The organism is Candidatus Nitrohelix vancouverensis (genome assembly GCA_015698305.1).
Taxonomy (GTDB): domain Bacteria; phylum Nitrospinota; class Nitrospinia; order Nitrospinales; family VA-1; genus Nitrohelix; species Nitrohelix vancouverensis.
In genome coordinates this window covers 2,904,378-2,928,211 of the sequence record CP048620.1, presented here as the reverse complement: position 1 = coordinate 2,928,211, position 23,834 = coordinate 2,904,378, and the positions used below count along the sequence as shown (strand labels likewise).

The window sequence follows — 23,834 nt, the reverse complement described above, 5'->3', positions numbered from 1 at the left end:
CAAGATAAGGAATTTCTCATCGTGAATTTTTTCTGGGGTCTTTTTTCAAATGATCTTGCTATAGATTTGGGTACAGCCAATACCCTGGTGAATGTCAAAGGGCAGGGCATCGTGCTCAGAGAACCCTCGGTTGTGGCGATGAACAACCATACAAAAACCGTTCAGGCGGTGGGATCGGAAGCCAAGCAGATGTTGGGGCGCGCCCCGGGAAATATCGAAGCGATTCGCCCGATGAAGGATGGCGTGATCGCTCATTTTGAAGTGACCGAGAAGATGATCGCTCATTTCATCCGAAAAGTTCATAACAATCGAAAAACTTTGGTGCGACCGCGAGTGGTGGTTGCGGTTCCTTCGGGAATCACGCAGGTCGAAAAGCGCGCAGTGCGCGACTCCACCTTATCGGCGGGCGCTCGGGAAGTCTTTCTTATAGAAGAACCGATGGCGGCGGCTATTGGCGTGGAGCTTCCGGTGCAGGAGCCGTCCGGCAACATGATCATCGACATCGGAGGCGGCACGACGGAAGTGGCGATCATTTCCATGTCGGGTATTGTTTATAGTAAATCCATTCGCATCGCCGGAGATGAAATGGATGAAGCGATTGTCAACTACATCAAACGCAAATACAATTTATTGATCGGCAGTCGAACGGCGGAAGAGGTTAAAATTCATATCGGTTCAGCTTACCCCCTGGAAAAACGCATTACGATGGAGGTCAAGGGCCGCGATCTGGTTGCTGGAATACCCAAAACGCTGGTGGTGTCCGATGAAGAAGTGCGCGAAGCGCTCGCCGAAACCTTCGGTTCTATTGTCGAAGCGGTCAAAATCGCTCTGGAACGAACGCCTCCGGAACTGGCCGCAGATATTGTCGATAAGGGCGTGGTCGTCGCAGGCGGCGGCTCATTGATCAAAGGTCTGGATGTGTTGTTGAGGGAAGCCACTGGTTTGCCCATCACGCTTGCTGAAGATCCTTTGTCCGCAGTGGCCCTCGGCGCAGGTTATGTGTTGAACGATCCCAAACTCCTCAAAAAAGTCACTTTATAGCGAATGTTGCCCGACAGGGAAATTAAAGGCAAACGACGAACTCTGGCTCTCCTTGCATTTCTACTGCTTTTTTCGTTTGCCTTGATGACGGCGACCGCCAAGAAAGGCGAGAGTCTGACTTGGCCGGAATCTTTTGCCCTCCTTCTGATTCAACCCATTCAAACCGTGATCACCGACGGGGTCGACGCCATCTCCAACATGTTTGCGCATTATTTTTTTCTTGTCGGCGTCTCAATTGAAAACGAGAATCTTCATAAAGAGATCGATCGCCTGACCTGGGAAAAAAATCAACTCCTTGAAAAAATCAAAAAAAATGAACGCGTAGAAAAACTGGTTTCTTTCAGCGACTCAAATAATTACAAGACGCAACTGGCGAACGTGATCGGACGGGATGCTTCACAATGGTCCAAGATGGTTTTCATTGATAAAGGATCTCGGGACGGAATTCGAGAAAAGATGGCGGTGGTTACAGATCAGGGCATCATCGGTCATATCATTCAGGCGGGGCCGGTTTCTTCAAAAGTTTTGCTGATAACCGACAGTCGGAGTTCTGTCGACGCGATTTTTCAAAATTCGAGAGACCCCGGAGTCGTCGCTGGAGCCGGGAGCAAGTTGTGCGATATGAAATATGTACCGCTGACCTCTGAAGTGAAGGTGGACGATATTGTCATTTCGTCGGGTTTGGGCGGTATATTTCCTAAAGGTTTGATCGTTGGCAAAGTAGCTAAAGTCACGCATAGCAAGCAGGACCTGTTTAAAAGTATTCGGCTTGTTCCAGCCGCAGACCTGGTGCGCTTGGAAGAAGTGATGGTTCTCTTGCCTTAATCAAAAGATTTTTATGCTTTCTTTGATTCTCTTTTTTTTAGTCCTGATTTTATTTTCCATACAAACTACGCTCATCCCTCTTGTTGAATTCACCGGCGTCACATTCGATTTAGCTCTCATCGTCGTGGTTTATTGCGGAATTCATGTGCGCGGTCATGGCGGGGCGACAATGGGTTTGCTTCTGGGCTTTGTTCAGGATTGTTTTTCTGGCGGTTTGTTGGGGGCAAACACATTGTCCAAATCCTTGCTGGGATTTGCTTTTGACCGTGTGAAAGATAAAATTATGGTCGAAGGCGTGATTCCCATTTGTTTCTTTATTTTTTTCGCGTCGCTATTTGACGGACTGATCATTTACTGGATCCATTACGCGCTCTTGAAAAGTTCAAGCGGAGAATTTGTCATCACGCCGGTGCTGGGCTACGGCCTTTACAACGCGCTACTAGGGCCTTTTCTCTTTCATATGATGGACGCATTCAAACAACGTTGGTTAAAGAACCTGCTGGATAAAAACGCGACGGCTCTATGACCCTTTATCGCTACAACACAGATGCGACGGATAGCCTGAAAAAGAAAATCCGTTTTTTTGTGATCCTGGTTGTGATGGCGTTTCTTTGTTTGTGGATGAGGATCTGGTATCTGCAAATATTGAAAGGCGAGAACTTCAAGGAGTTGTCTGAAAACAATCGCGTTCGGATGAACTCCCTGTCTCCGTTTCGCGGTGAGTTTCGCGATCGCAATGGAGAACTGCTTGTCGGCGTCCGTCCGTCGTTTAATTTATACATCACCCCGGAAGACGCGGGGGATTTCGAGCCGACTCTGGATTTACTGGAGGAGCGCATTGAATTCGATGAAGAGTCGGTGCGCCAGGGGATTAAAAAAGCGCGTTCTTTTAAAAATGTTTTGATCAAGGCGGATGTTGCGCGCGAAGAAGTTGCGTTTGTTGAGGAAAACAAGATGCGACTACCGGGTATTAAAATCCAGGCGGAACCCCTCCGTAGTTACCGTTTCGGTGAAATGGCTTCTCACGTTTTTGGTTACCTCGGTGAAATCTCCAAGGTGCGATTGGACAAGGTGGAAGAGGGGCATTACCAGATGGGCGATTTGATTGGTAAGGATGGGATTGAAAGCGTGTACGAACACCGACTTCGCGGCCAGAAAGGTTTCAAACAGGTAGAAGTGGATGTTTCTGGGCGGGAGTTGTCTGTGTTGAAAAAACTTCCTCCTGTGGGAGGGGATATCTTGACGCTGACATTGGATGTGCGTTTGCAACAGATAGCGGAAGAGGCTTTGCAGGGAAAGCCCGGCGAACCTTTCAAGGGCGCTCTGGTCGCGGTGAAAGTTAAAACCGGAGAGATTCTGGCAATGGTCAGTCGTCCTTCGTTCGATCCCAACTTGTTCGCCGCCGGAATTTCCAGAAAGCGTTGGAACGAATTGATTCTGGATAAATTTCATCCACTTCAAAACCGGACAATCAACGGGCAGTATCCACCGGGTTCGACGCATAAGATAATTGTTGCGCTTGCGGCTCTGGAGGAAAAGGTGATTGATACGCAATCGACCATCTACTGTCCTGGGCATTTCCGGTTGGGAAAAGGGCGTTATCGTTGCTGGAAGAAAGGCGGGCATGGCAAGGTCAATTTGCACGATGCGCTTGTCCAGTCCTGCGATGTTTATTTTTACACTCTGGGCTATCGACTTGGCGTGGACAAGATCGCTCAATACGCCGAAATGCTTGGCATGGGTAAGGAGACTGGCATCGCCCTGCGCGGAGAAAAACAGGGCCTGGTTCCAACGACTTCATGGAAAAAAAGGGCGCGAGGGGAGTCCTGGTTGCCGGGAGAAACCATCTCGGCTTCGATCGGGCAGGGCTTTAATTTAGTCACGCCGTTGCAACAGGCCATGTTGATGTCGGTTGTCGCGAACAAGGGCATCATGCTGAAACCGCATCTGGTTAAAAAAATCGAAACGCCCAATGGGAAACTAGTCAAGGAATTCCCCCCGCAACAGTCCTCTTCTGTTGTTTTCTCCGAAGAATCGTTGAAGGCGGTTCTTGAAGCTTTGCGCGGCGTTGTGAACGAGGCGCATGGGACTGGACAGCGTTCTCGATTGAAAAACATTCTGGTTTCTGGAAAGACGGGAACCGCTCAGGTTGTTCGAATGAAATCAGACGATGCTGAGCCGGAAGAGGAGATTCCGTATCAGTTTCGCGATCATGCCTGGTTTGCGGCCTTCGCTCCTTATGCGGATCCAGATATTGCCGTTGCGGTCCTCGTCGAACATGGAGGTCATGGCGGCGCGACGGCGGCCCCCATCGCCAAAAAAGTATTGAATCATTATTTTAAATTGTACCCTGTGGTTGCTCGCCAAACGCTCCCTGTGTCCATTTCCAACCCCAATTAGTTTTCTATTTATCGTCATATTTGAGTTGAAATTTCACTCAACCTGTCGTATTTTCAAAGAAACACATTTAACAACTAACTGATTTTATTGGGGAAATGATAGTGGGCGTATCGTTTTCACAATATATCATTTTCGGTTTATCAACGGGGCCATGGCTACTCACCAAACCTTACCGCTGGATATCGGTCGCAAAGTGATCGCGCATATCCGAGGAGAAAGTTACGACGTTTATATTCGGGGTTGGGCGATCAACCGTTTTGTGGTGATCGATCTTCCATCCGTTAACGGAGAGAACGTGCGCGTGGCTCCTCAGACCGGTTGTAACATCAATTATATTCGTGAAGGGAAGATGGTCAGTTTCAAGTCCAGCGTGGTCTATTCATTCAATCAGGCGCTGGCCATGTTGATCGAGTATCCCAAAACGCACGACATCTTCAATTTAAGAAAAAACGAAAGGTTTCGTACCAGCTTCCCCTTCACTTATGTGTTTGATGGCGCCAAGGAGGCGGTGGAGGAACGGGGTTATGTTCGCGACGTGAGTATGGGGGGAGCCTTGCTGACGCACTCCAAACCTCTTACAAAGAAAACCAATATCATCGTCAACATCACCTTTCCACAGGGGACTGTCACGAAGATGTTGTGCAACGTTTGTAATGTGAGAAAAAACCCAAGAAATGAAAGCGAATCCTATGTCACCGGGATTCGTTTTATCAACCCCTCTCCAGAAAACAGCGACGTGATCAGGAAACTTCTGGAAAGCCGGGTCCAGCCGGATCGCCGGACAGGGCCTCGATTCACGAGTTGAAAAATCCTCAACCCACGATTTTTAAATCGCGCTCGCGTAATTTCTGAATTTTATCCCTCAACTCGGCGGCGCGCTCAAACTCAAGATTTTTAGCCGATGCATGCATCTGCTTTTCCAGCTTTTTGATCCATTGCGGTAAATTGCTCGAAGCGAGATACTCATCCTCCTCTTCTGCGACCATCGGAATTTCAGGGGAGAGGTCTTTGGACAGCATGGAGCTTTGTATGGATTTGATGATGGATGCCGGTTCGATATTGTGCTCTTTGTTGTAGGCGAGTTGAATGGTTCTGCGGCGTTCCATTTCATTAATGGCGCGTTGCATGGATTGAGTGATTGTGTCCGCGTACATGATGACGCTTCCCGCCAGATTGCGCGCCGCGCGACCGGAAGTCTGGATCAGCGACGATGTGGACCTTAGAAATCCTTCCTTATCGGCGTCCAGTATGGCGACGAGCGATACTTCCGGGATGTCGAGACCTTCTCTCAATAAATTGATCCCAATGAGCGCGTCGAATTCTCCCAGGCGTAATTCACGAATGATTTGGGCTCGCTCCAGTGTGATGATGTCGGAGTGCAGATACTTGACCTTGAGTCCGGCTTCTGTGAAATGTTCCGCCAAATCCTCTGAAAAACGCTTCGTGAGCGTGGTGACGAGAGTGCGTTCCCCTTTGGCGGCGCGCTCAAGGATTTCATGGTAGAGATCGTCCACCTGACCGTGGATGGGGCGAATGGATATGGGCGGATCGACCAGACCCGTCGGGCGAACGATCAGTTCCACAACATTTTTCTTTGATGAAGTGATCTCGTATTCCGACGGCGTAGCAGAAGCGTAAACCACATGGCGGATATGCTGGGCGAATTCTTCAAATTGCAAAGGGCGATTGTCAAACGCCGAAGGCAAACGGAAGCCGTAATTGACCAGATTTTCTTTGCGCGCCCGGTCGCCTTTGTACATGCCGCGCAATTGGGGGAGCGTCACATGGCTTTCGTCAATGATAAACAGGGAATCGTCGGGGAAATAATCGAGCAGGGTGGGCGGCGGTTCGCCGGGTTGCCTTCCCGTCAGGTAACGGGAATAATTTTCGATGCCCTGGCAATAGCCCATTTCCCTTATCATTTCCAGGTCGAACATGGTTCGCTGGTCGATTCGCTGGGCTTCGATCAGTTGATTCTGGCTTTCAAAATAACTGATGCGCTCGATCAATTCTTCCTTGATCGACTGAATGGCCTGCTTGAGCGGCTCTTCCGGCGTCACATAATGGCTTGCGGGGTAGATGGCGATGCGGTCCAGTTCGCAAATTGTTTTTTGTGTGAGCGGATCGAAGCTGTAGATGCGATCAATATCGTCGCCAAAGAATTCGATTCGAATGGCTTCGTTGCGTTCGTAGACCGGCAGCACATCGACAACGTCGCCGCGAGCGCGGAAGGTTCCGCGCTGAAAATCGATATCGTTGCGCTTGTACTGGATGGAGACGAGTTTTTCCAGCACCTGATCCCTCGACATCTGCATGCCGGTTTCCATGAAGAGAAGCATGCCGTGGTAGGCTTCCGGCGAACCCAGACCGTAGATGCAGGAGACGCTGGCGACAATGATCACGTCTTTTCGCTCAAACAGGCTGTGGGTCGCTGAATGCCGCATCTTGTCAATCTCATCGTTGACGGAGGCGTCTTTCTCTATGAAAGTGTCTGACGTGGGCACATAGGCTTCGGGCTGATAATAATCGTAATAGCTGACGAAATAGCCGACGGCGTTGTCGGGGAAAAACTGTTTGAATTCTTCATACAGTTGCCCCGCCAGAGTTTTGTTGTGAGCCAGAACCAGCGTTGGTTTCTGCACTTCCTGAATCACGTTGGCGAGGGTGTAGGTTTTTCCCGATCCGGTGACGCCAAGCAAAGTCTGGGCGCTACGCTCTGCATTGAGGTTTTCGACCAACTTCGCGATGGCCTCGGGCTGGTCTCCCGCCGGGCTGAACTGCGATACAAGTTTGAAAGGTTGCATGAATCTTTGGAACGAGGATTTTTATATCAACGAAATATCAAAAAAACGCTCAACAGGCTTTAAATGCCGACCCTAAAATGAATTTGCCTGTAAACGTCGAATGCTTTTATAATTAAAATCTTTTGTACCCTCTATAAAATAACTTAGCCGATGCAAAGAAACAATGTGAATTGTCCAATCGTGGCTCAACCGAATAATGAAAAGAGTTCTTAGTGGAAGAGAATCAGGACATCGTTAAGGAAGTTGAATACAAAGGCTCCAAAATCACCCTGGTTGGCACCGCGCATGTGTCTCAGAAGAGCGTCGACCTGGTTGAGGAGATGATCGAATCCGACCGTTTTGACTGCGTCGCCGTCGAATTGTGCACCCCTCGCTTCGAAAAAATCCGCGATAAGAACGCCTGGAAGGATATGGATATTTTTCAGGTCTTCAAGCAGGGCAAGGCTTCGTTGTTATTGGTCAATCTCGCCATGGCGGCGTACCAGAAGCGCCTTGCGGAAAAACTCGGCGTGGAGCCAGGGCAGGAGATGATTCGCGCGATCGATCTTGCCGGTGAAAAAAACACCCGCCTTGAATTGATCGACCGGGATGTCTCGACGACCTTGCGACGATTGCTTTCCAAGGTGTCGCTCTGGCAGAAGATGAAGATTTTCATGGGCCTTGTCACCGGCCTGTTCGTGGGCGAAGAAATCGACGAAGCCCAGATAGAAAGTTTGAAAGAGGGCGATATGTTGCATTCCGTTGTCGAGGAATTCAGCGACGAACTGCCGCAAGTGAAGGAAGTGCTGATCGACGAACGCGACCGTTTCATGGTCGGCAAACTGGTTCAACTCGCCGAGTCCGCCGACGCGCCAAAAAACATTCTCGCCGTAGTCGGCGCGGGTCACCTCTATGGCATGTTGCCCGCCTTCAATTCGCCGCCGCAAGCGGAAGAGTTCGCATCACTTGACTTCAGACCGCCTCCAGGACGAGGCGGTTATTATTTTGGTTGGGCGATCTGCCTGATCGTTTTGAGTTTCTTTTATGTGGGCTATCAAAAGTCGCCTGAACTGGGTTGGCAGATCATCGGCACCTGGGTGTTGGTCAACGGAGGACTGAGTGCACTGGGAGCGGCCATCGCCCTGGCGCATCCGATATCGGTTCTTACCGCTTTCTTTGCGGCGCCCTTGACCTCGTTGAATCCGACCGTCGGCGCGGGCATGGTGGTGGGGCTGGTGGAGTCGTGGATTCGCAAGCCCAAGGTCTCTGATTTTGAATTGCTCAGAACGGACCTGTCGCATTTATCCGGCTGGCGGAGCAACGGCGTTCTGCGTGTCTTTCTTATTTTCTTTTGCGCCAACACGGGTTCGGCGATCGGCACCTATGTCGCCGGAGCGTCCATCGTTACGCAGATATGGGGTTGAGGGGTGTCTCCGCGAATTGGAGTGACGCCTCCCGCCTTCTGTAAGTCCAAAGTATTGAGAGAAGAATTGCTGGAGGTCTTTCCTCATGCCCGATTCAATGATAAGGGCCGTTACCTGACGGAAGAGGAACTGGTCTCCTTCCTCGAAGATGCGGAGGGCGCCATCATTGGCAGAGACCGTATCGACGCGGGCATTGTGAAACGTCTGCCGCGTCTGAAAATCATCGCCAAGTATGGCGTGGGTCTGGACACGATCAATCAAGCGGATCTGGAATCCTGCGGCGTTGCGTTCAAGTGGGATGCGGGGGTGAATCGTCAATCGGTGGCGGAGCTGACTCTGGGCTTCATGATTGGTTTGATGCACAATATGTATTCTACCGGCTTTGATTTAAAAGCCGGGGTCTGGCGTAAGGATGGGGGGCGACAACTGCAGGGAAAAACGGTCGGGATTGTCGGTTGCGGTCATGTTGGCGAACGCCTGATTGAGCTACTGGCCCCCTTCTCATGCCGCATTCTGATATGCGATATCGTATCCAAAGATGCGGTCTGCAAGCGCTGGGGCGCAGAACAAATTGATCTGAATCGACTCGCGAGCGAATCCGATATTGTCACCTTGCATGTTCCATTGACGGAATTGACCCTGGGCATGGTGGATGCGAATTTTTTGAATCGTATGAAGCCGACGGCCTATCTCATCAATACATGCCGGGGAGAAGTGGTGGATGCGGCGGCGCTCAAACGGGCCCTGATGGATTCTGGCATTGCTGGAGCCGCGCTTGATGTTTTCGATCCGGAACCTCCTGTGGATAATGAATTTCTAAACTTGAAACATTTTACAGGGACGCCGCATATCGGCGGCAATGCGGAAGAAGCCGTGCTGGCTATGGGGCGCGCTCCAATCCAGCGGCTGATCGATTTTTTCAAACCCTGATATGCGCACGTTTGTGATTAGAAACCTTACTCAAGCGCTCGATTAAATTTTATGACTGATTCAACAAGCGAATACGAACAGGCGGATTGGCAGAAACATTACGACGAAAACGATCTCAGGTGGGATCTGGGCGAACCTGCGCCGCCCATCGTCAGGATGTGGCAGGATCAATGGCTGAAGCCCGGCGCGACTCTGATCCCCGGCTGTGGTCGCGGACATGAGGCGGTGTTTCTCATGGAGAAGGGATTTCATGTCACCGGAGTTGATTTCAGTTCGGGCGCAGTGAATCATCTGTCTGATGTCATTGCGAAAAAGAATTTAAAAGGTCGGGCGCTGTTGGAAAATTTTTTTGAACTGGATGCGTCGCATAACGGCAAATACGATCTGTTGATCGAGCACACATTTTTTTGCGCGATCGCCCCCAGAGATCGATCTCGCTACATTGAAACCGCTTTGCGGATTTTGAGTCCGCAGGGAAAGATTGCGGGGTTGTTTTACGAGACCGGCGAAGAGGGCGGACCGCCTTTCAATACGCCGAAGACGGATATCCTGAAATTTTTCTCGCCTGCGTTTGAGATTGAATTTCTTGAGAAGACGCCGCATTCCGCAGAGCAGAGACGCGGCAAGGAATGGGCGGCTCTGCTCGTAAAAAAGTCCAGCTAAAACAAGCTTGCGTTGACAGGAACGGGGCGAAGGCAGTCCGGATCGTCGTTCTTTGCGGAGTTCACCCGGGTCGATATTTCCTGAATCGTGAAGCGTATATCTTCCGAACGATCAATGATCTGACTTAGAGCAGGTCTCTGCGCATCGGGGTCGATCCATTCGTCATAATTTTCCGGCCGGACAACGACGGGCATGCGATGGTGAAGCGCTTGTAATTGCTCATTGGCGGGGCGCGTTAAAATACTGTAGGTGATTAATGTTTCTCCTCCCGAATCCCACTGCGACCAAATTCCTGCAAAACAAAAAATCTCCCGACCCGGTAGAAAAATATGATGCGGGCGTTTCACACTCTGCCCGCCCTGCCATTCGATAAATCCGTCTGTAGGAATCAGACAGCGTCGTCGTTTGAATGATTCTTTGAAACTTGGTTTTTCATGCGCTGTTTCGGATCGGGCGTTGATGAGCTTATGGGCTATGGAAGCGTCTCGCGCCCAGTTCGGCACCAGCCCCCAGCGCATGTCCTGCAAGGCCCGTTGTCCCTGAGAGCTTATCGCCACAGGCGCGTATTGAGTCGGAGCAATATTAAAACGTTTTTTCTGCGGGGTATCGGCGGCTACGGAGAAATGATCCGTCATATCCTTTTTTGTTTTAGCCAGCGAATATCTTCCGCACATGAATTTTCACCGAGAAAATCAGGAGTCGATTTTGTTCTTTTGCAATTATATATTATCATGAGCGCTTGGGAAGTATTCCATCTGAAATTTTCCCTGATACTCATTTTATTCGATCCCTCATTGAGAAAGCAGTTTAAACATGGCTCATACTAAGAATACATATTCCGGAATTTTTCGAGACGGCGGCGCCGGACCGCAGGCGAAGAAACGATTCAGAAAACGACGCGAAGCATTGATGCAGAGTGAAAATTGCCTGATGGTTTTAACGGGAGTGCCGTATGGCCCCGGCGGGGAAACATCGTGGTCCTATGCGCACTGTCCTACCTACCAGGAGCCGGCAGTCATGTACTTGACCGGCATCAACCAGTTCAAAGTCATTTTGCTGTTGGACCCAACATCAAAAGAGTCGGACGAAATCCTGTTCATTGGAAGTAAAGATCCAACACGGGAGTTTTGGGACGGCGTGCGTTTTGGCGTGGGTGATGATCGGAGCATTGCGGAAGTGAAGAAGGTGACGGGCATCAAGGATGTGCGGAATATCGATACCTTCAAGGAAGTCTTGCAACAGCGTTTGAAAAAACAGAGAAGCAAGCGTTTGGGAACTTTCTGGATGGAAGGCAATGTGAACGGCTCGATTCGGAATTTCACCAACGATCATAATTGGGTGTTTCGTCAGAAACTGGCGGGTTGGTTGCGCGGCTGGGGCTACGCGACGTCGGCTTTGAAAAATGTCATGCACAATCATTTCGATCTGCGATTGCCTTTGGATCGTTATGATGTGGCCAACACCGCGCGCGCGCAAGAGATAACGGGGAAGGCGTTCAAGGAGACGCTTCAGAATTTCAAAAAATTCAAAACCGAGTATCAGGTGCAGGGTTTTATCGAAGGGCAGATGACGATGGGGTCGCCTTACGGCTTGAGTTTCCCCTCGATCATTGCCTCCGGTCCGAACGCGACGGTTTTACATTACATGAAAAACGACGACGCCTTTTCAAAAGATGAAATGGTTCTGCTCGATTTTGGCGTGCGATGGATGACCATGCATGCGGATATCTCGCGTACGGTTCCAGCCTCTGGGAAATTCAATCCGCTTCAAAAAATGTTGTATGAGATTGTATTGAAGGCGCAACGTGAAGTGGAAAAAAGAGCGACCGAAGGAGAAACCATCTCTCGCCTCAATGATCTTTGCTGGGACGTGGTGAACGATGGCTTGAAAAACCGTTTTGAGAAAGCTGGCGGAAAGTACAAAACTGTCTACAACGAACGCCCGCACGGTGTGAGCCATTTGATCGGAGAACAGGAGCATGACGGCGATCCGTTTCGCAATTACGCGACGCAACCGATGAAGTCGGGATGGCTGATCAGTAACGAGCCTGGGGTCTACGGGGAGTTCAAGATTCGGCTGGAGGGTAAATTGTACGAAGAGGCGATCGGTATCCGTTTGGAAGACAACCTGCTCATTCAAAAAGTTGGTTGCGTTAATCTGTCTAGAAACATTCCCAAGAGCGTCAAGGAGATCGAACGTATTATGGCAAAGTGACGGAAACGCTTGGAGGGAGGGCGCTTAGAGAGCTTTGAGGGATTCGAGTACGGCGTCGCTGTGGCCTTTGACTTTGACCTTTGGGAAGACCTTGCGAAGGATGCCTTTTTTGTCGATGATGAAGGTGGAGCGCACAATGCCCATGAAGGTTTTTCCGTAAAGTTTCTTTTCCTGCCAGACGCCGTATTGATTCAGAATCGTTTTATCTTCATCGGAGATCAGGTCAAACGGCAAATCGTACTTCGCAATGAATTTCAAATGACGTTCTGGAGAATCCGCGCTCACGCCCAGGATCACCGTGTTTTTGAAGGCCTTGAACTGGTCTTTGAAGTCGCAGGCTTCGGTGGTGCAACCGGGAGTCATGTCCTTCGGGTAAAAATAAAGGACGACGTTCTTCTTTCCTTTAAAGGAACTCAATTTGATTTCTTTACCGTTCTGATTCAGTCCGCAGAAATCGGGAGCTTGTGTTCCCTCTTCGGGAAGGAGCGATTGAGATGTTGTTTTTTTAGCCGTCAATTTTCGCGATCAGTTTATCTGCGTTTTCGTTCAATGACTTGATGCTTTCCATGATTTTATCCAGCGGACTGCGCTCCGGACTCATGTTCATGATGTCCCGACCTTGACCGATCACACCTGAGACGCTTTTCATAAGCTCTGGAGTCGGGGTTTTACCTTCCTTGCACATGGTTTCAACAATGAACACCAGGCGTGATAGTTTCCCGTCGGCTTGCATTCCAACCATGGAAAAATCGTTCATTCCATTCGTTTCCATGTAGGACCAGATTCCGCCGCGCGATTGGACGAGGTCGTTGTCTCCGCGTAGGTTTTTCAAACCAGTTTTGCATATTTGGTCCGCATAAGCCTGGAAGGGGATAGCTAACATTGTCAGACAAATTCCGAACAGTACTATTTTGCGAAATGAACTGATGCTCAATTTTTTAACCATTCCCTTAGGCCTCCTTATGTAATTTGGAAGAGCCTCCTCCCACTAGGGACCAACATGCAAGGGGGATGGAAAGAGACTTTATTCTCTAAGCTCTATCAAGTTAGATAAATAAAGTCAATTGATAATTGATTCATATGCCTTTATTCAGGGAATTTATCCTTAAAGGCCGCGCTTTCCTTGATCTGTTCGTAAGCGGGGTCTTCTTGAATCAACTGCCGAATTTGAGGGCTGATGGCGATGGCATTTTCGATATGAGTGATTCCTTTCGCTGAATTTCCCGCTTCAAAATAGCATTGTCCCAGTAATAATAAATGCGCGGACAGGTAGGCGTGTTTGGGTTGCGACACCAGCAAGCCTTCAAGGATCGATATGGCGCGATTGCGTTGCCCGCTTTTCTTGTAGGCAGTCGCCGTATTCAAAATGCTGAACAGATGATTGGGCTGTACTTTGAGGGCGAGGGAAAAATTGGCCAGCGCTCGCTCGTACATGCCGTAAAACAGAAAAACTTCGCCTTTTTTATTCAAGGCTTCCGCAGGATCGATGAACAATTCATTTTCAAGTTTTTCTGGAAAGGGTTTGGCGTCCATATCCGGGAACTCATCCAGACTGATCCGGGAAATTCCATTAGGATCGTCCAGAGTTTTCGCTTTTTCATATAATTTTTTCGCCATTTCCAGATTGCCCCGCATCAATTGAACGTCTCCCATTTCCTGAAAACTGCGCGCGGATATCTGCGGATTGTTGCCAATCACTTCGAGTAATTGATTGATTGTATCTTCCGTTTCCTTGAGGCGCAGGAGGAAACTGCTGACGCCGATTTTAATTTCCAGGATGGAAGGATCATTGGGCCTGAGTCGTGCGGCAGTTTCTATTTCAATGAGAGCGGGGCCGTATTTCTTGGATTGGTAAAAAGATTTGGAGCGACCGACATGATAATTATGAGGAACGATTTTCAATGGCAGCTTGCTCGTTTCCCCTTTTTTGATGTAGTCGAGAAGTCGTTCGGCTGATTCTTGTTTTGGGAATACTTCATTGGAATCCAGCAACTGTTTCAGGTAGGACATTGCTTGCTCTGATTTTCCCTGAGCGGCATACAGGTAGGCGATCTGATAAAGCGAATTGAGGTGTTTCGAATCTATTCTAAGGGCATTGAGAAAGGCTTGTTCGGCCTGTGCATTGTCGTTGAGGTATGAGTAATTCAAACCGATCTGATAAGAGTACTCCGGGTTGCCGGGATCGAGCTGTTCGGCTTTCAGTAATTGAGTGTTAGCCTTTTCCATTTGCCCCAGGGCATTCAGCGTAACGGAGTATTCATACAAGGCTTGCGCCGAGTCGGGATGTTGCTGTGCCGTGATGACGCAGGAGCGGAGCGACGATTCCCCCTTACCCATTTCGCGGTGTAGCTGGCAAAAGGTGTAATGCGCGGCGGGATGGTATTGCTCCATCTTGTACGCTTGCGTTAATACGACCGAGGCTTCCTTGTATTTCCCCATTTCTATCAGGGTCGAGGCCTTGAGATATACCGGGGTGGCTTCTCGCGGATAATGTTCGATCTTTGTGTTGAGCAGATCGAGCGCTTCCTGATATTTTTTTTGATGAACGAGTTCCCGTGCGCTGGCATAGTCGGGGTCGTCCAATTCCTGAACCTCTTTGGTATTCCACTGCGAAATGTCAGCGTTTGGAAAGGTCGCGTGCGAAGGGGTTGCGAACAGGGCGCATGAAATAAGAAGGGCGCCGAAAACGATTGAGAAATATTTCATTGGTTATTTCCTGTAGTGAATGACTTGAAAATTATTGGATTTGATTGCGGACAGGGCGCACCCCTTTGCGGGCCTTGTTGCTCCTGTTACTGCTAAAAGCTTTTCCCGTATTGAATACGACCCCAAAGGCGTTGTAGGCGCCGTTGGATGTGGAGGACCAGAGCGAACCGGAGCCGTTCTTGCCGAAGATGGGATCAAAATACATGATCATTTCGGTTCCGGCCTGCTGGCTGTTCACTTTCTCCGGTTCGTAAAGCGTTTTCAATTCTTCGACAGTCGGCATGCGCCAGTCGCTGTACCCTGCAAAGCTGGTGTCGTTCATTTGTTTGATATACATGATGCTCTCCAGCCAGCTGAGCCAATGGCCGATCTGCAGGTAGGAGTCGTTTTTAAACCACATCAGCCCGGTCTGCGTATCGGTGATGGAGCCGTCCTGGTGATCCGTGAATCGTTTGTCTTCAGACTGGACGGGCACCGCCCAAAGCGTTGCGGGCAAGGTTGTCAACAGGGTCAACGCCAGAATCAGGACAAGACGTTTGCAAAAAATGGCGGATGAATCAATCAATGGAGAACGCTCCGTTTGGAAGTTGAGCATGCATACAATCAACTTAGTTTTTCTTTAATGATTTTATTGAGCAGGGCCGGATTGGCCTGCCCCTTGCTGGCTTTCATGACTTGACCGACAAAAAATCCGAGCAGTTTTTCTTTGCCGTTGCGGAATTCTTCGGCCTGACCGGGGTTGGCGGCGATCACTTCATCCACCCAGGTTTCTATCGATCCTTCATCTGAAATCTGGGTCATGCCTTTTTCTTCGACAATTTGAGGGGCTGATTTGCCGGAGGCGTACATTTCTTCAAAAACGGTTTTGGCGATTTTTCCGCTCACCGTCTGGTCGTCGATCATTTTCAGCAATTCGCTGAAAGCGGGCGCGGGGACGGGGCAGTCGACGATGTCTTTATTTTCTTTATTCAATTTCCCAAGCAGGTCGCCCATGATCCAGTTGCTGGCTGTTTTCGCCTGCGCTCCAGACTGCACGCAGGATTCAAAATAGTCTGCCAGCGCTGGCGTGGCGGTCAACACACGCGCGTCGTAATCGGGGATTTCCAACTCGCGGGTATAGCGATCGCGCTTTTCTTCCGGCAATTCCTGAATGCCGCTTCGAATGGCATCGATCATCTCCTGCTTGAGTACGATGGGCACGAGGTCGGGTTCTGAGAAATAACGGTAGTCATGCGCTTCTTCTTTACTACGCATGCTGAAGGTCACGCCGCGGTCGGAATCGTACAAGCGTGTTTCCTGAACGACGACGTCGCCTTGATCGAGAATGCGTCCTTGCCGGTCGGTCTCGTATTCAATGGCTTTTTGAATGAAGCGGAAGGAATTGAGATTCTTGATTTCCGCGCGCGTGCCAAAGGCCTCTTGTCCAACGGGTCGCAGTGAGACGTTGGCGTCGCAACGAAAACTTCCCTCTTCCATGTTGCAGTCGCTGACCCCGGCGTATTGAAGAATGGAGCGCAATTCGATGAGGTAGGCTTTCGCCTCCTCGGCGGAGCGCAACTCGGGTTCGCTGACAATTTCGATGAGCGGCACGCCGGTGCGGTTGTAATCGACGTAACTTTTCCCGGGGCTCCCAAGATTTTCGCCGTGAATGGATTTGCCGGCGTCCTCTTCCATGTGGATGCGGGTGATGCCGATGCGTTTGTCCACGCCGTCGACGGTGATGTTCACACGTCCGCGAAGCCCGATGGGGAGGGCGAACTGCGAAATCTGGTAGCCTTTGGGTAGATCGGGGTAAAAATAATTCTTGCGATCAAATCGACTGGTCTCCTGAACTTCGCAATGGGTGGCGATGCAGGCGGCGATGGCGTAATCCACCGCTTGTTTGTTCAGGACTGGCAGGACTCCCGGCAGGCCCAGACAAATGGGGCAGGTGTTTTCGTTTGGGGCTTGCCCAAATTGGGTTGAACAGGAACAAAATATTTTGGTCCTTGTTTTCATTTGGGTGTGTACTTCCAACCCAATCACCACTTCATAGTTCATTGAAAGTGAGTCCTTTTGGGAGTTCTCTACGGGAATTCACTATAGGAATTCGTAATTACGGGGCGAATCACTGAGGATTTTGATTTTTTATATTGTAATCGTCGGGCAAATTCAGGTCAAGCGCCATCGTATCGCCTCAATGCGCTGTGAATCCGCCGTCCACAGGGAGAACGATGCCGGTGACAAAGGAAGATTCGTCGCTCGCCAGATAGAGGCAGGCGCTGGCGACGTCTTCAGGAACTCCAAAACGACCGATGGGATAATCTTTTTTCCATTCGTCCATGAGTTTTGGGTCGGACATGAGCCCTTCCGTCATTTCCGTGGCGATCAAACCGGGGCAAATGGCGTTGGAGCGAATGCCATGCGATCCGTATTCAACCGCCAGGGAACGGCTGAACTGGATGAGAGCGCCCTTGGAGGCGTTGTAGGCGGCGACTTGCGGGACGGCGATCATTCCCAATATGGAACTGATATTTATGATATTGCCGTTTTTTTGCTCCATCATGGGTTTCAATACCCGTTTGGTCAGGCGAAAGACGGAAGATATATTGAGGTCGAATATTTCGTCCCATTGTTTGTTTTCCATCTCGTGAATGGAGCTACCGGTGAAGATTCCTGCATTATTAAGGAGAATATCTATCGAGCCAAAGGCGTCCAGAGTGGTTTGAACAAGGCGATCGAGATCGGCTTCCTGGGTCATGTCGCCCTGAACAATCAGGCTTTTTCCATGCAACCAGGATGCGGTTTCTTCGAGTTTGTCTTTGCGTCGTCCGAACAGGACAACCGAGGCGCCTTCCCTTGAGAAGGCGATAGCCGTGGCGCGTCCGATACCGGCTCCGCCGCCGGTGATGATGACGATTTTATTCTGAAGTCGCATTAATTGATCTCCGCCTTTGAAATTTCACAAAAGCATTGTATATAATAGCTTGCAACGTTACATTTGTTGCTGGATGAGGATGAACCCTATCAATACGGGCAAGGATACTCGACTTGTTTTCAAGAATTCAATGAAATTTATCTATTACGGTTTTGGCGGTTTTATCGGTTTTGTGTGCGGCGTGGTGGTGAGCCTTATTTTTTTCTGGCTGGAAAAGTCGGGAACGCCCTTGCTCTCCAATTTGGTTCGCGATTATGGTTTAATTGGAAGGTATATTGCGGAATTGGTTAATATGTTGCCCTATATCGGCATTGTGTGCGGATTTCTACTGGTTCGAATCTTGTTTAAAGATGAATTGGACCGCTCTACAGATTGATCGCTTTTGTCAGATTTACGATTATTGGGATCTGATTTAGCGCTAGAATGTGGGAATTGAAAGGGGCGGTTTGGCTTTATGACAAAAAAATTTAATGAAAATATTCTGAAGGCTTTGGAAGCCGCTCAGGAAGCGGCTGGCATTTGCAAACAGGCGATGGTGGATGCCAATGACGACAGTTGCCGGGCCATGTATTCGGCTATTTTCAAGGATTGCGAAAAGCATATAGAAATGCTGAAGGGCGAGATAGAACTGCATAAGCAACAGGAAAAATGGGACGCGTGAATGCGTATTCTGGTCGTTGAAGACGAAAAAAAAGTAGCGGGTTTTATCAGAAAAGGGCTGGAGGAGGAGACCTACGCGGTCGACGTGGCTTACGACGGCGAGGAAGGTTTATTTCTGGCAAAAGAAAATCAGTACGATTTGATCATCCTGGACTGGATGTTGCCAAAGATCGACGGGATGGAAGTTTTGAGCCGGTTGCGCAAGGCTAAGAACGACACGCCTGTCATTCTGCTGACCGCTAAAGACGCTGTTGAAGACAAGGTGGCGGGACTCAACCGGGGGGCCGATGATTATTTGACCAAACCCTTCGCGTTTTCGGAACTGGTCGCGCGCATTCGGGTTTTGCTGAGAAGAGGGCGGCAGGAAACCAAGACCGTTCTTTCCATCGACGGCCTGACTCTGGATCTGGTCAGCCACAAGGTCAACCGGGACGGCGTTGAGATTGAATTGACGAGCAAGGAGTATAGTTTGCTGGAATACTTCATGCGGAATCAGGGCAAGGTGCTCACCCGCACCATGATCGCGGAGCATGTTTGGGATTACAATTTTGATACGTTCACAAACGTCATCGACGTCTATATAAATCATCTCCGCAAAAAGATAGATAAGAATTTCGCTAAGAAACTTTTGCATACCATGCGGGGGGTTGGCTATGTCATGAAGGAATAATTTACGATGTTCTCCCATTCCATTCGCACCAAATTGACTGGCTGGTATGTCGGCCTCCTCGGCGTCGTTCTTATTCTGTTCAGTATCCTCCTCTATTTCTTTCTTTCCAACCGGCTTTACGAAAGCGTTGATAACTCTCTCAAAGTGTCCGCAGTGGTGGTGTCTCGCTCCGCCACCATGAAGTTTTCGCAATACCCTTTACCGGGTCTGGAGAATTTTTTCGAACAAATTCTGGGTCGCGGCAACCTCAACAAATTTTACCGAATCTACGACGGTTCCGGCAATATCGGTTCACGTTCGAAAAACCTCACAGCTTCACAATTTCCCTTGTCCCAAGGCGCGTATGCCAATGCGCTGAAAGGGGAGACGACTTATGAGACGACGATGATCGACGGCGATCATCCCATTCGCATCATCACCATGCCGTTGATGCACAACGACAAACTGGCCAATCTGGTGCAGGTGGGCACCTCGCTGAAATCGGTTCAGGAGACTTTGAAGAACCTGAAAATTTTTGTGTTCACCGCAGTTCCCACCGTCTTGCTGTTGGCGACCTTGATGGGACGCTTCCTTGCCGGAAGGGCGTTGAAGCCGGTTTCAAAAATCACCCAGACCGCGCGCGAGATTGCTCTGGGCGCCGATTTGAGCAGTCGTATCCCGGTCCCCGAAGTGCATGATGAAATCGGACAACTGGCGCTCACCTTCAACAGCATGATGGATCGTCTGGATCGGAACTTTCAACAGATGCGGCAGTTTTCCAGCGACGCCTCGCATGAACTGCGAACGCCCTTGACGGTTCTCAAGGGGCAAAGCGAGCTGGTTCTTGGCAAGGAGCGGAATCTGGAGGAATATCAGGATGTGTTGTCGAGCAACCTGGAGGAAATCAATTACATGTCCAAGGTTCTCGAAGACTTGTTTCTGCTGTCCCGTTCGGATGAGCATCAGGTTCAACTGAATTATAAAGAAGTCAATTTGCAGAACATCATCGAGGAGGTGTGCCGCCACGCCGAGGTGATTGCCATGGAAAAGCAGATTGCCATTGTGACGGCTTATCTGGAGCCGCTGACGATCACTGGCGATCCCGTGCGCTTGCGTCAGATGGTGTGGAATATCATTTATAACGGAGTGAAGTACACGCCGAACGGGGGCGAGGTCAAGGTGAGCCTGGAGGACAAGGGCGAACATGCTTTACTCGTTGTTCAGGATACGGGAATCGGCATAGCCCAGGATCATTTACCGTTCATCTTTGACCGTTTTTACCGCGTCGATAAAGCGCGTTCGCGCAAGGAAGGCGGTAGCGGCCTGGGCCTGAGCATCTGCAAGTTCATTGTGCAGGCGCATCTGGGAACGATCGAGGTGGAAAGCGAAGTGGGCAGTGGCAGTAAGTTCAAGATCGCGCTTCCCAAAAGCCCGGCGCTTCAGCCCGTCCAAAACTGATCGTTTCCTGTGGGGTGTCAGGCGAAATGATTTTCGCGCCGCACGGGCAATTCATCGCTGAGTAATAAGGTGGCGGTGATTACTGAATCCAGACCAGAGGACGGTAGACCCAGGCCTTGTCGCCGGCGCTGTCAACGATGTGAACCCATTGACCGCGTATCTCAAGCACCTTCATCGAAAAAAATTTATCGACGGGACTCCATTCCACTTTTGCAAAGTCGGTCGATGGGCCGGTCCGTAAATTGGTTTTGTCGTTTTTGATGACCGCGCAATGATAGGATTCCGTGACCAGTTTTTTGTGCACCCAATAGACGTCTCCATCGACGTCCTTAACGTTGAACCAATTGCCCTTCTTCTTAAGTTTCTTGAAAGGCATGTACTGGTAAACTTCCCAGAGTTTTTGGTAGTGCGTTCCGGGGCCCTGTCGCAGATTGGCGTTGGAATTTTTGATGCATAAAGCCTGCGAAGCGCTGGGCGCAAGCAAACTGAACAGGACTAAAAAAGTGAAGCTGACTGAAATAGAAAATCTCATAATTTAAAAAATGCAGAAGCGTTGCGGAGAATTGTCAGGAGAATCCTGTCGGGCCAAAATCGCGCCCTGTCCACGGGATGTGGAGTATCAGAGACTCATTCTAGCAAAAAACGCTTGGCCTGAAAAGGGGATTAGCCTATAACCCTTGAAGGGCGTGTTTCATCTTCTTGAGTCTGATTTTTCCCCACTGGAATCGTTTTCATGACTTTTATTATCCTCGCGCATTTGTTGCTGGTTGGATTTGTTTTTGTCTACCTGTCCAGCAATATGATTGATTTGAAGCGCCTGACGCCCGCAAGCGGTCCCCTGGCGAAATCCCCCCGGGTCTCCGTGTGCATCCCGGCGAGGAATGAATCGAGAGATATCGGCGCCTGTCTGGAATCTTTGGCGCGTCAGGATTACGACAATTTTGAGGTTGTCGCCATTGACGATAATTCAGAGGATGGGACGGGAGAGATCATCCGGTCTTACGCCGAGCGTTATTCAAATTTCACCGCCTTGCAGGGCGGGCCTTTGCCCGAGGGCTGGCTGGGCAAGCCTTATGCGCTCCATCAGGCGCAGGCCCATGCCAACGGCGATATTCTGATTTTTACCGATGCGGATCTGAAATTCGAACCCAATGCTTTGTCGACCGCCATTCACGCGACCAGCCTCTATGATTTTGACGCGATGACCCTCATGCCGGCGACGACCTTCGGTTCGTTTTGGGAGCGATGCGTTCAACCGGTGATTTTTGGTTTCATCGCCGGATTGACGCGCTTTGGCAAGGTCAACCAACGCGACGATAAGAGCGCGATCGGATTTGGCGCCTTCTTGATGTTCAGGCGAGATGTTTACGAGGCGATCGGCGGGCACGAGTCGGTCAAGTCGGAAATACTTGAAGACATTGGGCTGGGAAAGAGAATCAAGAAATGTGGCTATCGGTTATTCGTGGCGGATGGCAAGGCGATTTTTTCGATACGCATGTATCATTCATTGAAAGAAATCTGGACGGGCTGGAGAAAGAATATTTTTCTGGCCCTGAAAAGATCCCCGTTGAGGAATTTTTTCTATATTTTTATGATCAATAACTTTGTTGGCGGGCCTTTTCTATTAACGGCGTTCGCTTGGGCGGACGGCGCGGCGGGCTGGGCGCTGGCTCTGTGTTTGCTCAGTTTGATCTTGTATTTGTTAACGGCTCTGGGTTTGTGTGTTGAGCTGGGATTGAAGGCTTGGTATGCTTTCACTTTTCCGCTGGGCGCGCTTGTCATGTCAGGCATCATGCTGGATTCGATGTTTCAAATCATGTTTCGTAAGCGGTCGGAGTGGCGCGGCCGCGTGTATTCGCAATAAATAAAGGAAATTGAAATGGATAATTATCCAAGGTTGTTCATCCGGGCGAGCGTTGTTTACCTGACTCTCGGAATCGTATTAGGAATCGCAATGGGCCTGGCGCCGGATCATGCCGGGCAGATTCGATTCATTCATATCCATTTCAATTTGATGGGTTTCATGACGATGTTCGTGGCGGGGGTGGCATATCATGTATTGCCGCGATTCAGCGGACGCGCCTTGCCCTGGCCTGGGGGAGTGAAATACCATTTCTGGTTGCACAATGTGGGGCTGGTGGGCTTGTTGTCTTCTTATGCAATCGGTGGAGGATACCATCACCCCGGTCCTTTCCGCGTCGCTTTTATACTTTGCGCGGTGATGACGGCGTCGGGAATGCTGATCATGGCCTACAATATTTTCTTCATATTGTCCAAAGACGCGCCGGAGTCTTCGCGCTAGAGTCCATCGAGAAAGCGGCGCGTTTTGCGGGATGAAGAAGCGGGCAAGAGCGGAACGTTCCTAAATCTCTTTGCCTTTGGCCTCCTGCCAGTAGGTTTCCATTTCTTCGAGGGTCATGGATTTCAAGTCGCGTCCCAGTGAAGCCGCCTGCGCTTCGATGTGCTGGAAGCGTCGAATGAATTTATTGTTGGATTGTCGCAAGGCTTCTTCCGCGTCCAGCTTTTTGAATTTGGCGATATTGACCATCACGAAAAGCATATCGCCCAGCTCGGATGTGGCTTCCTGGGAATCCATGGAACGCACGGCCTCTTTGAACTCGGCGACCTCCTCATCCAGTTTGGCGAAGACATCCTCAATGTCATCCCAGTCAAAACCGCTTTTGGCGGCTTTTTTCTGTAGCTTCTGAGAACGGGCCAGAGCGGGAAGATGCGCTGGGATTCCATCCAGAACAGATTTTCTGGAGCGTCCCGCAGATTCGGTTTTTTTGATCTCCTCCCATTGATCGACCACTTTTTCAGGCGTGTCGGCGTCTCCCTTGTCGAAGACATGCGGATGGCGTCGAATCATCTTCTGCGAAATCGATTCAATGACGCCGTTCATATCAAATTCCCCGCGTTGTTCTGAAATCTTCGCATGAAACAGGATTTGATAAAGCAAATCACCCAATTCATCCTTGATCCGTTCCGGATCGTTGGCGTCCAGCGCCTCCAGCGCCTCATAGGTTTCTTCAACGAGATAGGGCTTGAGCGTTTCGCGCGTTTGCACGCGATCCCAGGGGCAACCCGTATCGCTCATCAGGGTATCCACGATCTCGGTTAATTGTTGGAATGCGTTTCCGGTAGATTTCATTGTTGAAGGTCCA

General features: G+C 49.9%; 25 protein-coding genes. 15 read left to right on the top strand and 10 right to left on the bottom strand.

Annotation, left to right across the window (positions count from 1 at the left end):
- Window positions 1-18 precede the first annotated feature (18 nt).
- From G3M78_13550 to G3M78_13530, 5 genes are all read left to right on the top strand, one after another.
- Complete coding sequence (locus G3M78_13550; protein ID QPJ66863.1) at window positions 19-1,041, top strand: rod shape-determining protein; 1,023 nt, start codon at window positions 19-21, stop codon at window positions 1,039-1,041.
- Window positions 1,042-1,044: 3 nt separating this feature from the next.
- Window positions 1,045-1,866 carry a rod shape-determining protein MreC gene (gene mreC / locus G3M78_13545; protein ID QPJ66364.1) on the top strand — a complete coding sequence of 274 codons (822 nt, stop codon included), beginning with the start codon at window positions 1,045-1,047 and terminating at the stop codon, window positions 1,864-1,866.
- 13 nt (window positions 1,867-1,879) lie between these two features.
- Window positions 1,880-2,392 carry a rod shape-determining protein MreD gene (gene mreD, locus G3M78_13540; GenBank protein QPJ66363.1) on the top strand — a complete coding sequence of 171 codons (513 nt, stop codon included), beginning with the start codon at window positions 1,880-1,882 and terminating at the stop codon, window positions 2,390-2,392.
- The gene (gene mrdA / locus G3M78_13535; GenBank protein QPJ66362.1) at window positions 2,389-4,266 is read left to right on the top strand and encodes a penicillin-binding protein 2; all 1,878 of its coding nucleotides are present in this window, start codon (window positions 2,389-2,391) and stop codon (window positions 4,264-4,266) included. The genes mreD and mrdA overlap by 4 nt, the downstream gene beginning before the upstream one ends.
- 151 nt (window positions 4,267-4,417) lie before the next feature.
- A complete protein-coding gene (locus G3M78_13530; GenBank protein ID QPJ66361.1) occupies window positions 4,418-5,071 on the top strand; it encodes a flagellar brake protein in 654 nt (217 codons plus the stop codon).
- Between the two features lie 7 nt (window positions 5,072-5,078).
- Here G3M78_13530 and uvrB read toward each other — a convergent pair whose 3' ends face one another.
- On the bottom strand, window positions 5,079-7,070 hold the full coding sequence (gene uvrB / locus G3M78_13525; GenBank protein ID QPJ66360.1) for an excinuclease ABC subunit UvrB: 1,992 nt from the start codon (window positions 7,068-7,070) through the stop codon (window positions 5,079-5,081).
- 212 nt (window positions 7,071-7,282) lie between these two features.
- Here uvrB and G3M78_13520 point away from each other — a divergent pair, with 212 nt between their 5' ends.
- The 3 genes from G3M78_13520 to G3M78_13510 are packed head-to-tail and all read left to right on the top strand — an operon-like array spanning window position 7,283 to window position 10,066.
- Window positions 7,283-8,473, top strand: coding sequence for a TraB/GumN family protein (locus G3M78_13520; protein QPJ66359.1), 1,191 nt, complete (start codon window positions 7,283-7,285; stop codon window positions 8,471-8,473).
- Between the two features lie 3 nt (window positions 8,474-8,476).
- Complete coding sequence (locus tag G3M78_13515; GenBank protein ID QPJ66358.1) at window positions 8,477-9,403, top strand: phosphoglycerate dehydrogenase; 927 nt, start codon at window positions 8,477-8,479, stop codon at window positions 9,401-9,403.
- Window positions 9,404-9,454: 51 nt separating this feature from the next.
- Window positions 9,455-10,066 (top strand): methyltransferase domain-containing protein, encoded by a 612-nt coding sequence (locus tag G3M78_13510; protein ID QPJ66357.1) that lies wholly within the window; start codon window positions 9,455-9,457, stop codon window positions 10,064-10,066.
- Here G3M78_13510 and G3M78_13505 read toward each other — a convergent pair.
- A complete protein-coding gene (locus G3M78_13505) occupies window positions 10,063-10,701 on the bottom strand; it encodes an SOS response-associated peptidase (GenBank protein QPJ66356.1) in 639 nt (212 codons plus the stop codon). The two genes, G3M78_13510 and G3M78_13505, sit on opposite strands and share 4 nt — an antisense overlap.
- A gap of 178 nt (window positions 10,702-10,879) precedes the next feature.
- Between G3M78_13505 and G3M78_13500 the strand changes: the two genes are divergently transcribed.
- Window positions 10,880-12,280, top strand: a complete 1,401-nt coding sequence (locus G3M78_13500; protein QPJ66355.1) for a M24 family metallopeptidase — start codon at window positions 10,880-10,882, stop codon at window positions 12,278-12,280.
- A 24-nt stretch (window positions 12,281-12,304) separates the two neighbouring features.
- Here G3M78_13500 and bcp read toward each other — a convergent pair whose 3' ends face one another.
- The 6 genes from bcp to G3M78_13470 form a co-directional block, all read right to left on the bottom strand.
- Window positions 12,305-12,796 carry a thioredoxin-dependent thiol peroxidase gene (gene bcp, locus G3M78_13495; protein QPJ66354.1) on the bottom strand — a complete coding sequence of 164 codons (492 nt, stop codon included), beginning with the start codon at window positions 12,794-12,796 and terminating at the stop codon, window positions 12,305-12,307.
- On the bottom strand, window positions 12,786-13,112 hold the full coding sequence (locus tag G3M78_13490; protein ID QPJ66353.1) for a hypothetical protein: 327 nt from the start codon (window positions 13,110-13,112) through the stop codon (window positions 12,786-12,788). The genes bcp and G3M78_13490 overlap by 11 nt, the downstream gene beginning before the upstream one ends.
- Before the next feature lie 254 nt (window positions 13,113-13,366).
- Complete coding sequence (locus tag G3M78_13485) at window positions 13,367-14,986, bottom strand: tetratricopeptide repeat protein (GenBank protein QPJ66352.1); 1,620 nt, start codon at window positions 14,984-14,986, stop codon at window positions 13,367-13,369.
- Between the two features lie 31 nt (window positions 14,987-15,017).
- Window positions 15,018-15,581, bottom strand: a complete 564-nt coding sequence (locus G3M78_13480) for a DUF1566 domain-containing protein (GenBank protein ID QPJ66351.1) — start codon at window positions 15,579-15,581, stop codon at window positions 15,018-15,020.
- Window positions 15,582-15,589: 8 nt separating this feature from the next.
- Window positions 15,590-17,026, bottom strand: a complete 1,437-nt coding sequence (gatB, locus tag G3M78_13475) for an Asp-tRNA(Asn)/Glu-tRNA(Gln) amidotransferase subunit GatB (GenBank protein ID QPJ66350.1) — start codon at window positions 17,024-17,026, stop codon at window positions 15,590-15,592.
- 136 nt (window positions 17,027-17,162) lie between these two features.
- A complete protein-coding gene (locus G3M78_13470) occupies window positions 17,163-17,903 on the bottom strand; it encodes an SDR family oxidoreductase (GenBank protein ID QPJ66349.1) in 741 nt (246 codons plus the stop codon).
- Window positions 17,904-18,033: 130 nt separating this feature from the next.
- Between G3M78_13470 and G3M78_13465 the strand changes: the two genes are divergently transcribed.
- The 4 genes from G3M78_13465 to G3M78_13450 all read left to right on the top strand — a co-directional run bounded on the left by G3M78_13465 (window position 18,034) and on the right by G3M78_13450 (window position 20,670).
- The gene (locus G3M78_13465) at window positions 18,034-18,279 is read left to right on the top strand and encodes a hypothetical protein (protein ID QPJ66348.1); all 246 of its coding nucleotides are present in this window, start codon (window positions 18,034-18,036) and stop codon (window positions 18,277-18,279) included.
- Window positions 18,280-18,357: 78 nt separating this feature from the next.
- The gene (locus tag G3M78_13460) at window positions 18,358-18,564 is read left to right on the top strand and encodes a hypothetical protein (GenBank protein QPJ66347.1); all 207 of its coding nucleotides are present in this window, start codon (window positions 18,358-18,360) and stop codon (window positions 18,562-18,564) included.
- A complete protein-coding gene (locus G3M78_13455) occupies window positions 18,565-19,233 on the top strand; it encodes a response regulator transcription factor (GenBank protein ID QPJ66346.1) in 669 nt (222 codons plus the stop codon).
- 6 nt (window positions 19,234-19,239) lie between these two features.
- Window positions 19,240-20,670 (top strand): heavy metal sensor histidine kinase, encoded by a 1,431-nt coding sequence (locus tag G3M78_13450; protein ID QPJ66345.1) that lies wholly within the window; start codon window positions 19,240-19,242, stop codon window positions 20,668-20,670.
- Between the two features lie 79 nt (window positions 20,671-20,749).
- On the opposite strand, the gene G3M78_13445 is transcribed toward G3M78_13450, so the two are convergent.
- A complete protein-coding gene (locus G3M78_13445; protein QPJ66344.1) occupies window positions 20,750-21,202 on the bottom strand; it encodes an SH3 domain-containing protein in 453 nt (150 codons plus the stop codon).
- Between the two features lie 201 nt (window positions 21,203-21,403).
- Between G3M78_13445 and G3M78_13440 the strand changes: the two genes are divergently transcribed.
- Window positions 21,404-22,534, top strand: coding sequence for a glycosyltransferase (locus tag G3M78_13440; protein QPJ66343.1), 1,131 nt, complete (start codon window positions 21,404-21,406; stop codon window positions 22,532-22,534).
- A gap of 15 nt (window positions 22,535-22,549) precedes the next feature.
- On the top strand, window positions 22,550-22,972 hold the full coding sequence (locus tag G3M78_13435) for a cbb3-type cytochrome c oxidase subunit I (protein QPJ66342.1): 423 nt from the start codon (window positions 22,550-22,552) through the stop codon (window positions 22,970-22,972).
- A gap of 60 nt (window positions 22,973-23,032) precedes the next feature.
- Here the strand turns inward: G3M78_13435 and mazG are convergent, their stop codons facing one another.
- Window positions 23,033-23,821: a nucleoside triphosphate pyrophosphohydrolase gene (gene mazG, locus G3M78_13430; protein QPJ66341.1), complete on the bottom strand. Its 789-nt coding sequence runs from the start codon at window positions 23,819-23,821 to the stop codon at window positions 23,033-23,035.
- Window positions 23,822-23,834: the final 13 nt, after the last annotated feature.

What these genes read in the sequence shown, in the direction of transcription:
- mazG (QPJ66341.1), bottom strand. Translation starts at nt 23,821, where the DNA reads ATGAAATCTACCGGAAACGCATTCCAACAATTAACCGAGATCGTGGAT.
- uvrB (QPJ66360.1), bottom strand. Translation starts at nt 7,070, where the DNA reads ATGCAACCTTTCAAACTTGTATCGCAGTTCAGCCCGGCGGGAGACCAG.
- G3M78_13450 (QPJ66345.1), top strand. Translation starts at nt 19,240, where the DNA reads ATGTTCTCCCATTCCATTCGCACCAAATTGACTGGCTGGTATGTCGGC.
- G3M78_13480 (QPJ66351.1), bottom strand. Translation starts at nt 15,581, where the DNA reads ATGCTCAACTTCCAAACGGAGCGTTCTCCATTGATTGATTCATCCGCC.
- G3M78_13505 (QPJ66356.1), bottom strand. Translation starts at nt 10,701, where the DNA reads ATGACGGATCATTTCTCCGTAGCCGCCGATACCCCGCAGAAAAAACGT.
- G3M78_13500 (QPJ66355.1), top strand. Translation starts at nt 10,880, where the DNA reads ATGGCTCATACTAAGAATACATATTCCGGAATTTTTCGAGACGGCGGC.
- mrdA (QPJ66362.1), top strand. Translation starts at nt 2,389, where the DNA reads ATGACCCTTTATCGCTACAACACAGATGCGACGGATAGCCTGAAAAAG.
- G3M78_13460 (QPJ66347.1), top strand. Translation starts at nt 18,358, where the DNA reads ATGACAAAAAAATTTAATGAAAATATTCTGAAGGCTTTGGAAGCCGCT.
- G3M78_13485 (QPJ66352.1), bottom strand. Translation starts at nt 14,986, where the DNA reads ATGAAATATTTCTCAATCGTTTTCGGCGCCCTTCTTATTTCATGCGCC.
- G3M78_13470 (QPJ66349.1), bottom strand. Translation starts at nt 17,903, where the DNA reads ATGCGACTTCAGAATAAAATCGTCATCATCACCGGCGGCGGAGCCGGT.
- gatB (QPJ66350.1), bottom strand. Translation starts at nt 17,026, where the DNA reads ATGAACTATGAAGTGGTGATTGGGTTGGAAGTACACACCCAAATGAAA.
- G3M78_13465 (QPJ66348.1), top strand. Translation starts at nt 18,034, where the DNA reads ATGAAATTTATCTATTACGGTTTTGGCGGTTTTATCGGTTTTGTGTGC.
- mreD (QPJ66363.1), top strand. Translation starts at nt 1,880, where the DNA reads ATGCTTTCTTTGATTCTCTTTTTTTTAGTCCTGATTTTATTTTCCATA.
- G3M78_13455 (QPJ66346.1), top strand. Translation starts at nt 18,565, where the DNA reads ATGCGTATTCTGGTCGTTGAAGACGAAAAAAAAGTAGCGGGTTTTATC.
- mreC (QPJ66364.1), top strand. Translation starts at nt 1,045, where the DNA reads ATGTTGCCCGACAGGGAAATTAAAGGCAAACGACGAACTCTGGCTCTC.
- G3M78_13510 (QPJ66357.1), top strand. Translation starts at nt 9,455, where the DNA reads ATGACTGATTCAACAAGCGAATACGAACAGGCGGATTGGCAGAAACAT.
- G3M78_13435 (QPJ66342.1), top strand. Translation starts at nt 22,550, where the DNA reads ATGGATAATTATCCAAGGTTGTTCATCCGGGCGAGCGTTGTTTACCTG.
- G3M78_13530 (QPJ66361.1), top strand. Translation starts at nt 4,418, where the DNA reads ATGGCTACTCACCAAACCTTACCGCTGGATATCGGTCGCAAAGTGATC.
- G3M78_13445 (QPJ66344.1), bottom strand. Translation starts at nt 21,202, where the DNA reads ATGAGATTTTCTATTTCAGTCAGCTTCACTTTTTTAGTCCTGTTCAGT.
- G3M78_13440 (QPJ66343.1), top strand. Translation starts at nt 21,404, where the DNA reads ATGACTTTTATTATCCTCGCGCATTTGTTGCTGGTTGGATTTGTTTTT.